Genomic DNA, 14,580 nt, shown 5'->3' on the forward strand with positions numbered 1-14,580 from the left:
GGTCGTCCCCGGAGACGGTGGTGGCCCGCCGGGCGCCGATCGCGGCACCCAAGCTCGCGTAGGTCTCGACGACGTCCGGCGCCCGCACCGCTTGCAGAGCCTGGCGCACGACCCCGGTGCCGGTCACGACACGCAGCTGGCCACCGCTCGCGGCGAGCGTCTCCCCCAGCGCGAGCAGAGCCCGGACTCCCGTCGCGCCGAGCAGCCGGACACCGGTGAGGTCGACGACCGGTTGCGGGTCCTCGGCGGCGAGGGAGAGCAGCCGTTGGGTGTGCGACGGCGTCGACGTCGCCGGTCACCACGATGACCAGCCCGCCGGCGTGCAGCGCCGGCCTGATCGACCACGCCGTCTCGGTCGGCGCCGGGTCGCCGTCCAGTGTGCTCACCCCCGTTCACCAGTCGGTTTCCCGGCGCCCCGGGCGGCAAACGTCGGCCAGCCGCACCGGCGGTGTTTGACCAGCTCCCGCCCGGGTAGCCGCATGGGGTCTACGGTGTGGCGAGGTGAGATCTTTGCCCTCTCGGCACAAGGAGACAGGCACCGGAGGTGGTTTCGGATGACTGCTGTCCACCTCGAACTGACCCAGCGCGCCGGGTCCACCGTGGTGACCGCCACCGGCACGCTCACTCCGGCGACCGCGTCGCGGCTGCGGGACGAGTTGCTCAAGTTCGCCACCGACGCGCCGGACTGCGTGATCGCCGACATCCGCGACCTCACCGTCGAGCACGATCGCCTCTTCGGCGTGTTCTCCGTGATCGCCAACCGGATCGACGAGTGGCCGGGAGTGTCGTTCGGCGTGGTGTCGGACCGCCCCGACCACCTGGCCGGTCTGCGTGCCCGGTCCATCGACCAGTTCGTCGCGGTGCACCCGGACGTGGCCACGGCCGAGGGGGCGAAGGACCGGGCTCCCCGCGAACGGGCCGTCCGGGAGTTCGCGCCGTCGACGTTCGCCTCGGCGCGGGCCCGGCGGTTCGTCGAGGAGATCTGCGGCCGCTGGGCGGTCCCGGAGTTCACCGGCGACGCGCAGATCATCGCCACCGAGCTGGTCGAGAACACCGTCCAGCACACGACGTCACCAGCCCGGCTGCGGCTGGAACTGCGGAGCGGGTTGTTCCGGGTGGCCGTGGGCGACGACGACCCGCACCAGGCGGTGCTGCACGAACGGCTGAGCTGGACCGAACCGGGGCTGGGCCTGGAGCTGGTCGCGCAGACGGCGCGCAGCTGGGGCTGCAGCCGGTCCTGGCTGGGCGGCAAGGTCGTCTGGGCGGTGCTGGTCCGGCGGGCGGGCGGAACTCATGACCAGTGACATCGAAGTCGTGCCGGTGACCGCCGAGCAGGCCTTCGTGCTCCAGCTGTCCGGGTCGCTCACCGCCGGCACGGCCGAACGCGCGGCCGGCAAGCTCGCCGACGCGACGGTGGTGCTGCCGCCGCCGTCGCTCAACGTGCTGGATCTCCGGGGGCTCGAACTGCTGTCCGCCGCCGGCGTCGGCCAGGCTCTCGCCCGGGTCGTGGCGGCGACGACGGTGATCGTCCCGCACGCGCGGCTGGTCGGCATCACCCTGCGCGACCCGGGTGGCCGCTTCTTCACTCCGATCGATGCCTGGGCGCGGCCACCCCGGACGGGCCCGCCTACGCCCTCGAGCAGGACCTTGCCCAAGCCTCGGCGTGGCCGCAGTTCGCGGCCGTGGCGGCCGCGCACGGTCTGAGCGCGGTGCTCTCGACCGCGCTGCTGCTGGCCACGCACGCGTCGCTGGCCCTGAACCAGGCCCGCGGCACGGAAGTCGCAGAGCTGGAGCGAGCCAACCTGCACCGCGCGATCGCCTCCCGCGACGTGATCGGGCAGGCGAAAGGCATCCTGATGGCCCGCCAGGGCCTGGACGCCGAAGCGGCGTTCGACCTGCTGCGGCGGACTTCGCAGGACCTGAACGTCAAGCTGGCCGACATCGCGGCGGGCCTGGTCGGCAACCACACCGCCCTGCGGCCCACCGACGACAGCTGACCGCGCCGACGTCGAGCCCGGTCAACCGCCGCGGGGCTCACTTCGCGGGGTGAGGCCCCGCGCGCATCCGCAGGATCAGGGCGACCGCGTCCTCCGAGCTGACCGCGGGCGCCAGCACCTCCTGCAGCAGCAGGCCGCGGATCGCCGCGACGGTGACGGTGGCCGTGGTCAGCGCCTCCTCGGCGTCGAGCCCTTCGCGTTCGGCGAGCGAGGCCAGCATCTTGGTCAGGTCGTCCAGCGAGCCGATGAACTCGCCGAAGTCCTCCGGGCGGTACGCGGCCAGCGCCACGACGTGGAAGAACCCGCGGGTCCGCGACAGCTGCTCCGGCCGGGTGTAGGACCGCCAGATCGCCATGACGAGGTCGTCGAAGGTGCCGTGGCGGGTGGCCTCGAACAACGCCTCGTTGTCCCGGGACCGCTGCGCCCCCAGCATGGCCGCCAGCACCCCCGGGAGCGACCCGAAGTGGTAGCGCAGGAGCGCGTGGCTGGTTTCGGTCCGGGCGGCGATCTCGCGGAGCGACACCTCCGGCGTGGGCAGGGCCTCGCCGAAGACGTCCAGGAGCCGGGCCAGGAGACGCTCGCGCGCGTCGCCCTTGCGTTCCGTGCTTGACAAGATCACTCCCACGGTTTATCCATTGGAAAAGAACGACCGGTGTCGCTGCGCCCATCGTCGCAGCCGGCGAACCCCCGCGGAGGACCAGCATGAGCGCGATGTGGCAGGGATGCCTCGCCGACACGGACTACTTCGAGCTGCGTTCCGGTGGCGGGCACGACTACGGCGTCTGGGTCACCACCCCACCGGGCTACGACCCGGCGACGACGCAAGTACCCGCGGTGTACGTGCTCGACGGCAACTGGGCCGTGGGCATGACGGCTCCGCTCATCGTCACCCAGCGGGACCCCATGCACCCGATCCGGCCGTACCTCCAGGTCAGCGTGGGCTACGCGGGTGAGGAGGCGGAGCACTGGGCGCGGCTGCGCAACCGCGATCTCGTGCCGCCGGGCGAGCCCATCGCCCAGGAGCTCGTCGACGCCGTGGAGTTCGGCATCCAGGCGGGCTCGATGACGCGCGAGCAGGCCGACGCCTACCTCGCCGAACTGCGCGACACGCGGGCCGACGCGTTCCTGAGCTTCCTCACCACGGAACTGCACCCCCGGATCGAGCGCGACTACGGCACCGCCACGACCGGCCACGGCCTCTTCGGCTACTCCTACGGCGGGCTGTTCGCCCTCTACGCCTGGCTCGCCGGCGGCACGCTGTTCGAGAGCATCGGCGCGGGCAGCCCGGGCATCGCCGGCGCGGACAGCCGGATCTTCGCGCGGCTGCGAGAACTGGGCGAGGGCCGGCCCGCCACCCGGCTGCACGTGACCTTCAACGACCAGGAGCTCCTCGGCGACCTGGCCATCTACCAGAACCTCACGAAGAACACGGCCACCTTCCTGCACCGCCTCGCCCCCCGCGACGGAACCGTCACCAGCGCGGTGCTGCGCGACACGCACGTGACCGGCCTGCCGGCCTCGTTCCTCAGCTACCTCAGGACCTGCCGGTCGGAGTGAGCACCCGGTAGCTCAGGTGCAGCACCCGGCCGGCCCGGATCACGACGTCCGGATCGGCCAGCAGGTGCTGCGCGCGGACCGGCCCGAAGTAGCGCTTGCCGGCCCCGAACACGACGGGCACGACGTCCATGCGCACCTCGTCGACCAGGCCCGCGGCGAGCACCTGCCCACCGACGTCGCCGGCGGCGACCTCGACCACCCGGTCACCCGCCAGCTCCCGTGCCTTGGCCACGGCCGCCTCGACGCCGTCGACGAAGTGGAACGGCGCCTCGGGGTCCCAGCCCGCGGGCGCCGGCCGGTGCGTCACGACGACCACGTGGTCGACCCCGCCCGGCGGCTTCCCGTCCCAGCCGTCGGTCAGGTCGAAGACGTGGCGTCCGACGATCGTCGCCCCGATCCGGTCCCAGTACGGCCGGGTGTAGTCGTAGGACGTCTGCGACACCTTCACCGCGCCGCTGTCGTCCAGCGGGACGTCCCCGCCGGACAGCCAGTCGAACAGCGGCCCTGGCTGGTCGTGCTCGTCCGCGACGAAGCCGTCCACCGACACCGAACCGTACATGACCACCGTGCCCACGAGGCCCTCCTTTGCTTGGGGTGCCCCAAATTAGCGCGTCGGGCGCGGCGGCTCTTGTAAGAAATCAATCGGCGGGCAGCGGCCAGCCGTCCAGCACGTGGCCGGGGTGTTCGCGGAGGAACCGTCGCCGGATTTCGACGTACCGCGTCGGCGTGAGCCCGGTGAACTCCCGGAACTCGTGGCCGAAGTGGGCTTGGTCGAAGTAGCCGGCGCGACCGGCGAGGTCACTCCAGTCGATCGGGCCGGCGGGGTCGATGGCGAACACGACGGCGGTGAAGCGATAGCTGCGGGCCAGCCGCTTCGGCGTGACGCCGACGAGCTCCTTGAACCGCCGGGCCAGGTGCGTGCCGCTGACCCCGGCCGCGGCGCTGAGGCCGCCGACGGCCACCGCCCCGCCGGCCGCCGCGATGACGCGGCTCGTCTCGCGGACCAGCCCCAGGCCGGCGGTCTCGCCGAGCCGCCGCATCAGCTCGTCTTCGAGCAACGTCAGCATCTCGTGCGGGTCGTCCGCGGTGGCCAGCCGATCCCGCAGCTCGGCGACGGCGCGCCGGCCCCAGACCTGCTCGACCGCCACCGGCCGGTCACACAGCTCGGCCGCGGGCATCGCCAGGAAAGGCGCCGGCCCCCACGGCTTGAAGTGCACACCGACCGACCGGGTGGGGAGCGGGTAGCGGAACTCGAACGCACGGGTGGGCGTGGTGATGACGCACCCGTCGGCGTACTCGGCCGCCTCGGCATCGGCGCCGCCGCGGATGCGGAACGGCGCGCCGAGGTTGACGATGAGCAGCGCCGCGGGACTCGCCGGCAGCGTGAGCCCGGCGTAGGGCGGGGTGCCCGCCAGGTAGTAGAGGTCGTCGATCAGCCCGTCCAGCGGCGGCCGCGGCACTCGGGACACGTACTCCACGCCCCCAGCATCGCTGATGCTCTCTTGGGTGCGGCGGCACCCTCACCCCACCGGGTCACAACGCACGCAACCGGACCCGGTCCGGCTCACCCATCCCCAGCATCGCCGATGCACCCGCCGGACGCGGCGGCACCATCACCCCACCAACGCCGCCCGAGCCTCGGCCCGCAACCGCACCCGGTCCGGTTTGCCCATCCCCAGCACCGGCAGTTCCCGGCGGACGTCGATCACGGCGGGCACGTGGCTCTCGGACAACGCCTCGGCGACCCGGCGACGCAGCTCCCCGACGTCCACGACAGCACCGGGCTCCGCCACGACCGCGGCGTGGATGTGCTCGACCCGGTCGGCGTCCTCGACGCCGTACACCGCCGCGCGGGACACTCCCGGGGCTTCGGCCAGCACCTTCTCCACCGCCGTGGGGTGAATGCGGAGGCCCTTGACCTTCATGACGTCCGAAAGCCGGCCGCTCAGGTGCAGGTAACCGCCCGCGTCGACGTGCCCGAGGTCGCCCGTGCGGACCCAGCCGTCGCGGACCAGCCGCTCGGTCAGCTCCGGCTCGCGCCAGTAGCCGGCGGCCGGCCAGCGTGGCTTCGCGCAGACCTCGCCGACCTCACCGTCGGGCAGCTCCGCGCCGGTTTCCGGGTGGCGGATGCTGAACCCGGCGGGGTCCAGCGGCCGGCCGGCGGTGGCGCACTTGCGCGGGTCGTCGTGGTCGGCCGGGGCGAGCACGGTGATCGCGCCGCCGCACTCGCTGGTGCCGTAGCCCTGGATCAGCACCGGCCCGAAGACCTGCCGGGCTTCGCGCAGCCGGCGGGGCGCTCCGGGGCTGCCCATGTAGAACAGCTCGGTCACGCTGGAGGTGTCGGTGGCCGCGCGGTCCGGGTGCTCGGCGAGCGCGGAGAGCTGCGGGGTGCCGATCATGAGCCGGGTGATCCGGTGCCCGGCGACCGCTCGCAGCACCGCACCGGCGTCGAAACCCTTGTGCAGCACGACGAGACCGCCGCTGGCGAGCGTGTCGTCCGCGCCGAACCCGCTGGAGTGGGTCAGCGGCGCGGTGATCAGGAAGTGCGTCCGGCCACCGGCGGACCCGGCCGCGGGCGGCAGCCACGGCGCCGCCGCGACCATGTCGTTCTTGACCCCGAACGTCCAGCAGACGCCCTTCGGCGAGCCGCTCGACCCGCTGGTGTGGGTGATCACCGCGATGTCGTCGTCCTCGACCTCCGCGCACGCGACCACTTCGGTGGCGGAACCGGCGGTCAGGTCCACCGTGCCCGGTCCCCCGGCGCCCAGCACGGCCAGGACCGGCCGGTCGGCCACGTCCGCCAGCAGGTCACGGGCCCGGTCTTCGTTGCCCGGGTCGACCGCCAGCACCCGCGCGCCGGCGGCCGCGACGACCGCGCGCTGCCGCTCCACGCGCAGCTCGTCGCCGGGCACGGCGGCGTTCACCCCACGCACGTGCGCGGCGGTCGCGCCCACCAGGTTGGCCGCCCACCGCAGGATCAGCGTGGCGGCGGTGTTCGGTTCCGTCAGGACGGCGACGACGTCGCCGCGGGTGACGCCGTGCCGGCCCAGCACCGCCGCGGCCCGGCGAACGGCGGCGGCGAGCTCCCCCGTGGTCAGGAAAGCGTCCCCGTCGACCAGCGTCACCCGACGCGGATCGGCGTCGAAGTGGGTCAGCAACTGCTGGACGTAATGCACGTGAGTAGTGCTCATCACCCGGTTTCGCCTTCCTGGCCGGGAAAAACGCGGTTACCCGTGGCCGAATGCGGTACCCCGCAAGCTAATCCGCGGACGCCGCGGTCCCCATCCCCCACGTTGACGGCACTCGGCCCGCGGGCCCGGAGCCGCGGGCCGAACTACTCACGTTGACAGCGGCGCGAACGCGCGACCCGAACTTAGCATCGGCCGCGGCGGGTGACCCCACGCGCCGTCGTCGTCAGGAGATCGCACCGTGACCGGTTCTCTGGGCACCAATCCGCTCTTCCCGCTCCTCGACCACGCCGTGCGCCGCGACCCGTACCCGATCCTCGCCGGGCTGCGGGCCGCCAGCCCGCTGCGCGCCGGCGACCTGGTCGTCGTCGGCGACCACGCCACCTGCATGGCGGTGCTGCGCGACCCGGCGATGGGCAACGACACCCTCGGCCACCCGAGCATCGCCGAGGTGCTGCCGCGGTCGGACTCGCTGATGGTGCTCGAGTCGCTGTTCTTCATGGACCCGCCCGAGCACGGCCGGCAGCGCAGCCTGATCTCCAAGTCGTTCACCCCGCGGATCACCGGCCGGTACGAGCCGATGATCCACGGCGTCGTCGACCGGGTCTACGCCGAGCTGGCCGAGCGCGGGTCGTTCGACGTCGTCGACTACGCCACCCGCGTCTCGCTGGGCGTGATCTGCGAGCTGATGGCCATCCCCGACGACGACGTCGCCGTGCTGAAGGACTGGTCGGACGAACTCGCTCTGGCCACGGAAGTGCCGACGCTGTCGGCCGCCTTCCGCAGCCGGGAACTGTTCAGCGAGGAGGAAGTGAGCAGCTTCGCGAAGACGTCCTTCGAGATCCACGCGTACTTCGCCGACCTGATCCACAAGCGACGCCGCCGGCCGGGTGAAGACCTGATCTCCAGTCTCATCGAGGTCCGCGACGGCGGCGAAGCGTTGACCCGCGCCGAAATCACCAACGTCTTGCTCAACCTCTTCGCCGCCGCGCACGAGTCGGTGACCAACGTGATTTCGAGCGGAGTGCTGGCGTTGCACCGCAACCGCGACCAGCTGGCCCTGCTGCGCGCGCAGCCGGAGATCGCGCCGCTGCTCGTCGGCGAAGTGCTGCGCTACGACGCCCCGGTGCAGCTCACCGCCCGGGTCGCGCTGCGGCCCGCGACGGTCGGCGAACTGAAAGTCGAGCCCGGCACGATGGTGGTGCTGCTGCTGGCCGCGGGCAACCGGGACGAGGCCGCGTTCCCCGGCGCCGACCGGTTCGAAGCCGACCGGAAGCCGAAGAACCTGCAACTGTCCTTCGGCGCCGGCCCCCACTACTGCATCGGCGCCGCGCTGGCGAAGCAGGAGGCGTCGATCGCGCTGTCCGCGCTGGCGACCCGGCCGTCGGAGTTCGAGGCCGACGAGGACGCGCTCGACTACCGGCGACACGTCGTGGTGCGCGGGCTGCGGACCCTGCCCCTCACCCTGCGGCCCTGAGGGAAGGAAGCGACGTGTCCGTCGACGACGAAAAGATGCGGCAGTACCTCAAGCGCGTCACCGCCGATCTCTTGGCCACCAAGGAAAAGCTGCGCGAGGCCGAGGCTCGCGCCGACGACCCGGTCGTCGTGGTCGGCACCGGGTGCCGGTTCCCCGGCGGGGTGCGTTCGGCCGAGGACCTGTGGGACCTGGTCGACGCGGGCCGCGACGCGATCGGCGAGTTCCCCCGCGACCGCCACTGGGACGTCGACGCGCTGTACGACCCGGACCCGCAAGCCGGGCAGGAGGGGCGCTCCTACGTTCGCGAGGGCGGTTTCGTCGACGCCGGCGCGTTCGACGCGGGCTTCTTCGGCATCTCGCCGCGCGAGGCGCTGGTGATGGACCCGCAGCAGCGCGTCCTCCTGGAGGTCGTCTGGGAGGCTCTGGAGGACGCCGGCATCGACCCCGAGACGCTGCGCGACAGCGACACCGGCGTCTTCTGCGGGGTGACCGGGCACGACTACGACACCTTGTGGAAGGCCGCGCCCTACTCGCCGCACGGCATCATCGGCAACATCGCCAGCGTGGTGTCGGGCCGGGTGTCCTACACCTTCGACTTCACCGGCCCGTCGGTCACCGTGGACACCGCGTGCTCGTCTTCGCTGGTCGCGATCCACCAGGCGGTGCGGGCCCTGCGCGACCGCGAATGCGCGCTGGCGGTGGCGGCCGGCGTGACGATCCTGAGCACCTCACGCAGTTTCGTGGAGTTCTGCGGGCAGGGCGTCATCTCGAAGACCGCCCGCTGCCGGTCGTTCGCGGCCGGGGCGGACGGCACGATCTGGGCCGAGGGCGCCGGGGTCGTATTGCTGGAACGCCTCTCCGACGCGCGCCGCAACGGGCACCGGGTGCTCGCGGTGCTGCGTGGCTCGGCGGTCAACCAGGACGGCCGCAGCAACGGTCTCTCGGCGCCCAACGGCGAAGCGCAACGCCGGGTGATCGACGCGGCCCTGGCCGACGCCGGATTGTCGCCGCGCGACGTCGACGCGGTGGAGGCGCACGGCACGGGCACCGCGCTGGGCGACCCGATCGAGGGCGGCGCGCTGGTGGCCACCTACGGCCGCGACCGGCCGCCGCGGCGGCCCCTGCGCCTCGGCTCGGTGAAGTCGAACATCGGGCACAGCCAGGCCGCCGCCGGTGTGGCCGGCGTCCTCAAGGTGATCATGGCGATGCGGCACCGGCACTTGCCGCGGACTCTGCACGTGGACGAGCCCACCGCGAAGGTCGACTGGCAGGGCTCGGTCGAGCTGCTCACCGAGCCGCTCGAGTGGGAGCGCGGGCACGGGCCGCGCCGGGCCGCGGTGTCGTCGTTCGGGATCAGCGGCACCAACGCCCACCTGATCCTCGAGGAAGCCCCCGAGGACGAACCCGGACCGGCGGCCACCGGGACCTTGCCGGTGCTCGCCTGGCCGGTCTCGGCCAAGACCGAACGGGCGCTGCCCGCGCAGGCCGCCGGGCTGCTCGACGTCGCCGGGCGCACCGGCCCGGCCGACCTCGGTTTCTCGCTGGCCACCACCAGGTCGGCGTTCCGGCACCGGTCGGTCCTGCTGGGCCGCGACCGCGGCACCCTGCTGGCCGGGCTGCGCGGCCTGGCCGACGGCGCCGTGGACCCCGACGTCGTGACCGGGGTCGCCACGGCCGGGCGCGTCGGGATGTTGTTCTCCGGCCAGGGCTCCCAGCGCCCGGGCATGGCTCTCGCGCTGGCCGCGCAGTACCCGGTCTTCGACGAAATCTGCGCGGAGCTGGACCGGCACCGGGAAACCCCGCTGCGTGAAGTTCTCAAGGCGTCCGACGGCGATCTGCTCGACCGCACGGACCACGCCCAGGCCGCCCTGTTCGCGGTCGAGGTCGCGTTGTTCCGGATCTACGAGGGCTGGGGACTGCGCCCGCGCGTGCTGCTCGGGCACTCGATCGGCGAGATCGCGGCGGCCCACGTCGCCGGTGTGTGGTCGCTGCCCGACGCCTGCCGGCTCGTCGCGGCCCGGGGCCGGCTGATGGCCGCGCTGCCCGAAGGCGGCGCCATGCTGTCGGTCCGCGCACCCGAACACGAGGTCCTCGCCGCGCTCGAAGGGCTCGACGACCGGGTCGCGATCGCGGCCGTCAACGCGGCCGACGCCGTCGTGGTGTCCGGTGAGCTCGCCGAGATCGACCGCTTGGAGCGCCGCTGGGCCGCCGAGGGACGGCGCACCCGGCGGCTGCGGGTCAGCCACGCCTTCCATTCGCCGCTCATGGCGCCGATGCTCGCGGAGTTCGAGGCCGTCGTGGCGGGCCTGACCGCGCACGAGCCCCGGATCCCGGTCGTCTCCGGCGTGACCGGCCACCTCGCCACCGCCGGGCAGCTCACCTCGCCGGCGTACTGGGCGGAGCAGATCCGCCGGCCGGTCCGCTTCCACGACGGGCTCGGCGCCGTGCGCGCCAAGGGCGTCGACGTCCTGCTCGAACTGGGGCCCGACGCCGTGCTGAGCCCGCTGATCGAGGCGGCGGTCGCCGTGCCCACCCTGCGCAAGGGCCACGACGACGTCGAGGCGGTGCTGCGCGCGGCCGCGACCGCGTGGGCGCACGGGGCCACCGTGGACTGGCACGCGGTGTACGCCCCGGCCGCACCCCGCGCCGTCGCGCTGCCGACTTACCCGTTCCAGCACGAGCACTACTGGCTGCCCGCGCCGGCCGGCGCCACCGACGTCGCCGCCGCCGGGCTCGAGCGCCCGACGCACCCGTTCCTGGGTGCGGTGGTCGATCTCGCCGATGGCGACGGCCGTGTCCTGACCGGGCGGCTTTCCCTGGCCGCGCACCCGTGGCTGGCGGGACACCGCGTGCACGACACGCTGGTCCTGCCGGCGACCGTGTTCGTCGAGCTGGCCCTGCACGCCGGTGAGCTGACCGGGTGCGAAGTGCTGCGCGAGCTGACCCTGCAGGCGCCGCTGCTGCCACCCGAGGACGGTGGGGTCCGGATCCAGATCCAGGTCGGCGCCCCCGACACCGCGGGCACCCGGACCGTCCGCCTGTACTCCCGCGCCGACGACGACAATCCGTGGCAGCAGCACGCGACGGGCGTGCTCGCCCCCGGCGACGGGTCCCCCGGCGAGCGGGATTCCGCCCCGTGGCCGCCGCCCGGCGCGGTCCCGACGATCGGCGGCGGCATCTACGAGCGGCCCGACCTGGCCGGCGGCTGGGACTACACCGGCGCGTTCCGCGGCATGGGCCGGGTCTGGCGGCGCGAGCTGCCCGGCGGCGGCACCGAGGTGTCCGGTGAGGTCGCGCTGCCGGCCGAGCACGAGCGCGAAGCCGGCCGGTACCGCCTCCACCCGGCACTGCTGGACGCGGCGTTGCAGACGGCCGGGCTCGGCCCGTACCTGCGGCCGGTCGACACCGGCACCGGCGTCATGCCGTTCACCTGGGCGGAAGTCACGGTGCACCGCCCCGGCGCGGCGAAGGTCCGGGTCCGGGTGCGCGGCACGGACGGCCAGGTGGAGCTGAGGCTCACCGACGAAGCCGGCGCTCCGGTGGCGACGGTGCGAAACCTGGTCTGGCGGCCGATCCCGGCCCGCTTGGCGGCGCCCTCGGGGCACCGCGGCGATCAGCACCTGCTCGGCCTCGACTGGGTGGAGGCCACCGGGTCGGTCGACGCGAAGGCCGAGGTCTACCGCGTCACGGCCGACGACAACACCGACATCCCCACCGCGGTCCGCACCACCGTCGAGCGGACAACCAGCGACCTCACCGCGTGGCTCATCGACGACCACCACGCCGAGTCACGCCTGGCGGTGCTCACCCGCGGCGCGGTCGCCACCGAGCCGGGTGAGACAGCCGCGCCGGTCTCAGCCGCCGCCCTGGGCCTCGCGCGTGCCGCGCAAGCCGAGCACCCCGGCCGCGTCGTGCTGATCGACGTCGACGAGCACACCCCGGAGGACACCGCGGTCGCCGTGGCGCTGGCCACCGGCGCCCCGCAGGTCGCGGTGCGGGCCGGGCGGGCGCTCGTGCCCGTGCTGCGCCCGGCGGACGCCGACGGCCTGCTGCCCGTTCCCGAGGAGCCGGCCTGGCGGCTCGCCGCGGCCGGCTCCGGCACCCTCGACGACCTCGCGCTCGTCCCGTTCCCCGAGGCCCTCGCGCCGCTCGGCGCCCGCGAGGTCCGCGTCGAGGTGCGGGCCGCCGGGGTGAACTTCCGCGACGTCCTCATCACCCTGGGCATGTACCCGGGGCCCGCGGTCCCGGGCGCCGAAGCCGCGGGCGTGGTGCGGGAAACCGGCGCCGACGTCACGCGGGTGCGCCCCGGCGACCGGGTGACCGGCGTGTTCGGCGGCGCGTTCGGGCCGGTCGCGGTCACCGACGAACGGCTCGTCACGCCGATCCCGCCGGGCTGGTCCTTCGCGGACGCCGCCGGCCTGCCGATCGCCTGGCTCACCGCCTACCACGGGCTCGCCGACCTGGCCCGCGTGCGGCCCGGCGAGACCGTGCTCGTCCACTCCGGGGCCGGCGGCGTCGGCATCGCGGCGATCCAGCTGGCCCGGCACCTGGGCGCCGAGGTGTTCGCCACCGCGAGCCCCGGCAAGTGGCCGCTGCTGCGTGACCTCGGCCTCGACGACGACCACCTCGCCTCGAGCCGCACCACCGACTTCGAGCGGCACTTCCGCACGAGCACCGCGGGACGCGGCGTGGACGTCGTGCTGAACTCGCTCACCGGCGAGTTCCTGGACGCCTCGCTGCGGCTGCTCGCGCCCGGCGGGCGGTTCGTCGAGATCGGCAAGGCCGACCCGCGAGACCCGACGGAGCTTGCTCGCCGGGGCATCGCCTACCAGGCGTTCGACCTGGTCGAATCGGCCGGGCCGGACCGGATCGCCGAGCTGAGCGCCGACCTGACCGCCCTCTTCGCCCAGGGAGTGCTGAAACTGCCGCCGCGCCGCGACTGGGACATCCGGCGGGCGCCCGAGGCGTTGCGCTTCGTCAGCCAGGCCCGGCACGTCGGCAAGGTCGTGCTCACCATCCCGCGGCGGGCCCGGCCCGACGACACCGTCCTGATCACCGGCGCCTCCGGCCGGCTCGGCCGCGCCGTGGCCCGGCACCTGGCCCAGCGCGGCGCCCGGCGGCTGCTGCTGGTCAGCCGGCGCGGGCCCGACGCACCCGGCGCCGGCGCGCTGGTCGCCGAGCTGACCGCGGCCGGGGTCGCGGTGTCGGTGGTCGCCGCCGACGTCGGCGCGCGCGAGGACGTCCGGCGCGTGCTGGACTCGGTCCCGCCGAAGCACCCGCTGGGCGCCGTCGTGCACGCCGCGGGCGTGCTGGCCGACGGCATGCTCGGCTCGATCACCGGCGCGCGGCTGGATCGGGTGCTGCGCCCCAAGGCCGACGGCGCCTGGCACCTGCACGAGCTGACCCGCGACGCGCCACCGGCCGAGTTCGTGTGCTTCTCCTCCGCGGCCGGCGTGCTCGGCGCGGCCGGGCAGGGCGCATACGCCGCGGCCAACGCGTTCCTCGACGCGCTCATGACCGAGCGACGTGCCGCCGGGTTGCCCGCGACGGCGCTGGCCTGGGGACTGTGGGCACCCGACGAAGACGCCGCGGGCATGGCTGGTGGGCTCGGCGCCGCCGACTGGGCGCGGCTGGGGCGCGGCGGCATGCTCGGCCTGACCACGGAGCAGGGACTCGACCTCTGGGACGCGGCGCGCGCGGCCGACCGCGTGCTGCTCGCCCCGATGCGGCTCGACCGAGCGGCGCTCGCCGCACTCGGCGAACACGACGTCCCGGCCATGCTGCGCGAGCTCGCCGAGCGGTCCGGGCGGCGTCCGGCGAACCGGCCCGCCACCACGCCGGCGGAGTCGCCCGACGCGCTGGCCGCCCTCGACCCGGCGCGGCGGCGCGGGCGGCTGGAGGAGCTGGTCCGCGTGCACGTGGCCGCGGTGCTCGGCTACGCCTCGGCCGCCGAAGTCACCGTCGACCTGCCCTTCCACGACCTGGGCTTCGACTCGCTGACCTCGGTGGAGCTGCGCAACCGGCTCGCCGGCGCGACGGGTCTGCAGCTGCCCACCACCCTCGCCTTCGACCAGCCGACACCGCTCGCCCTCATCGAGCACCTCGACGCCGAGCTCTCCCGGACCGCCGAGCCGGCAGCCGATCTCTCGGTCTTCGACGGCCTGGCCACCTTGGAGGCGGCTGCCGCCGGGCTGGACGACGAGTCGCGCGGCGAGGTCCGGGCCCGGCTGCGTGCCTTGCTGGACGTGCTGGCCCCCGGCGACGACGCGGCCGACGGCGCGGCGGCGCTGCGGTCGGCGACCACCGTGGAAGACCTGTTCGACTTCGTGGACCGTGAATTCGGCGGAGAGGCGTAGCCCGC

Annotated in this window: 10 protein-coding genes and 1 pseudogene; 6 read left to right on the forward strand and 5 right to left on the reverse strand. The window is 74.1% G+C overall.

What is annotated here, in order from left to right:
- Positions 1–52: 52 nt before the first annotated feature.
- A pseudogene (locus M8542_RS50605) lies at positions 53–265 on the reverse strand (STAS domain-containing protein); the annotation flags it as partial.
- Between the two features lie 289 nt (positions 266–554).
- On the opposite strand from M8542_RS50605, the gene M8542_RS10235 reads away from it, so the two are divergent.
- From M8542_RS10235 to M8542_RS10245, 3 genes are read left to right on the forward strand one after another with little or no spacing between them, the layout of a single operon-like run.
- Positions 555–1,304 (forward strand): ATP-binding protein, encoded by a 750-nt coding sequence (locus M8542_RS10235; protein ID WP_257919824.1) that lies wholly within the window; start codon positions 555–557, stop codon positions 1,302–1,304.
- On the forward strand, positions 1,294–1,704 hold the full coding sequence (locus M8542_RS10240) for a hypothetical protein (protein ID WP_257919825.1): 411 nt from the start codon (positions 1,294–1,296) through the stop codon (positions 1,702–1,704). The genes M8542_RS10235 and M8542_RS10240 overlap by 11 nt, the downstream gene beginning before the upstream one ends.
- Positions 1,683–1,997: an ANTAR domain-containing protein gene (locus tag M8542_RS10245; protein WP_308210250.1), complete on the forward strand. Its 315-nt coding sequence runs from the start codon at positions 1,683–1,685 to the stop codon at positions 1,995–1,997. The genes M8542_RS10240 and M8542_RS10245 overlap by 22 nt, the downstream gene beginning before the upstream one ends.
- 37 nt (positions 1,998–2,034) lie before the next feature.
- Here the strand turns inward: M8542_RS10245 and M8542_RS10250 are convergent, their stop codons facing one another.
- Complete coding sequence (locus M8542_RS10250) at positions 2,035–2,616, reverse strand: TetR/AcrR family transcriptional regulator (RefSeq protein ID WP_257919826.1); 582 nt, start codon at positions 2,614–2,616, stop codon at positions 2,035–2,037.
- 83 nt (positions 2,617–2,699) lie between these two features.
- Here M8542_RS10250 and M8542_RS10255 point away from each other — a divergent pair, with 83 nt between their 5' ends.
- A complete protein-coding gene (locus M8542_RS10255) occupies positions 2,700–3,554 on the forward strand; it encodes an alpha/beta hydrolase (protein ID WP_257919827.1) in 855 nt (284 codons plus the stop codon).
- Here M8542_RS10255 and M8542_RS10260 read toward each other — a convergent pair.
- The 3 genes from M8542_RS10260 to M8542_RS10270 form a co-directional block, all read right to left on the reverse strand.
- Positions 3,532–4,128 carry a dihydrofolate reductase family protein gene (locus tag M8542_RS10260; RefSeq protein WP_257919828.1) on the reverse strand — a complete coding sequence of 199 codons (597 nt, stop codon included), beginning with the start codon at positions 4,126–4,128 and terminating at the stop codon, positions 3,532–3,534. The two genes, M8542_RS10255 and M8542_RS10260, sit on opposite strands and share 23 nt — an antisense overlap.
- A gap of 64 nt (positions 4,129–4,192) precedes the next feature.
- A complete protein-coding gene (locus M8542_RS10265) occupies positions 4,193–5,014 on the reverse strand; it encodes a helix-turn-helix domain-containing protein (protein WP_257920183.1) in 822 nt (273 codons plus the stop codon).
- Positions 5,015–5,167: 153 nt separating this feature from the next.
- Positions 5,168–6,745: an ANL family adenylate-forming protein gene (locus M8542_RS10270; RefSeq protein ID WP_257919829.1), complete on the reverse strand. Its 1,578-nt coding sequence runs from the start codon at positions 6,743–6,745 to the stop codon at positions 5,168–5,170.
- Between the two features lie 238 nt (positions 6,746–6,983).
- On the opposite strand from M8542_RS10270, the gene M8542_RS10275 reads away from it, so the two are divergent.
- Together M8542_RS10275 and M8542_RS10280 are read left to right on the forward strand one after the other, a co-directional pair.
- A complete protein-coding gene (locus M8542_RS10275) occupies positions 6,984–8,219 on the forward strand; it encodes a cytochrome P450 (protein ID WP_257919830.1) in 1,236 nt (411 codons plus the stop codon).
- 14 nt (positions 8,220–8,233) lie between these two features.
- On the forward strand, positions 8,234–14,575 hold the full coding sequence (locus M8542_RS10280) for a type I polyketide synthase (protein ID WP_257919831.1): 6,342 nt from the start codon (positions 8,234–8,236) through the stop codon (positions 14,573–14,575).
- The last annotated feature ends 5 nt before the right edge of the window (positions 14,576–14,580 follow it).

The organism is Amycolatopsis iheyensis (assembly GCF_024703995.1).
In the GTDB taxonomy this organism is placed as follows: Bacteria; Actinomycetota; Actinomycetes; order Mycobacteriales; family Pseudonocardiaceae; genus Amycolatopsis; species Amycolatopsis iheyensis.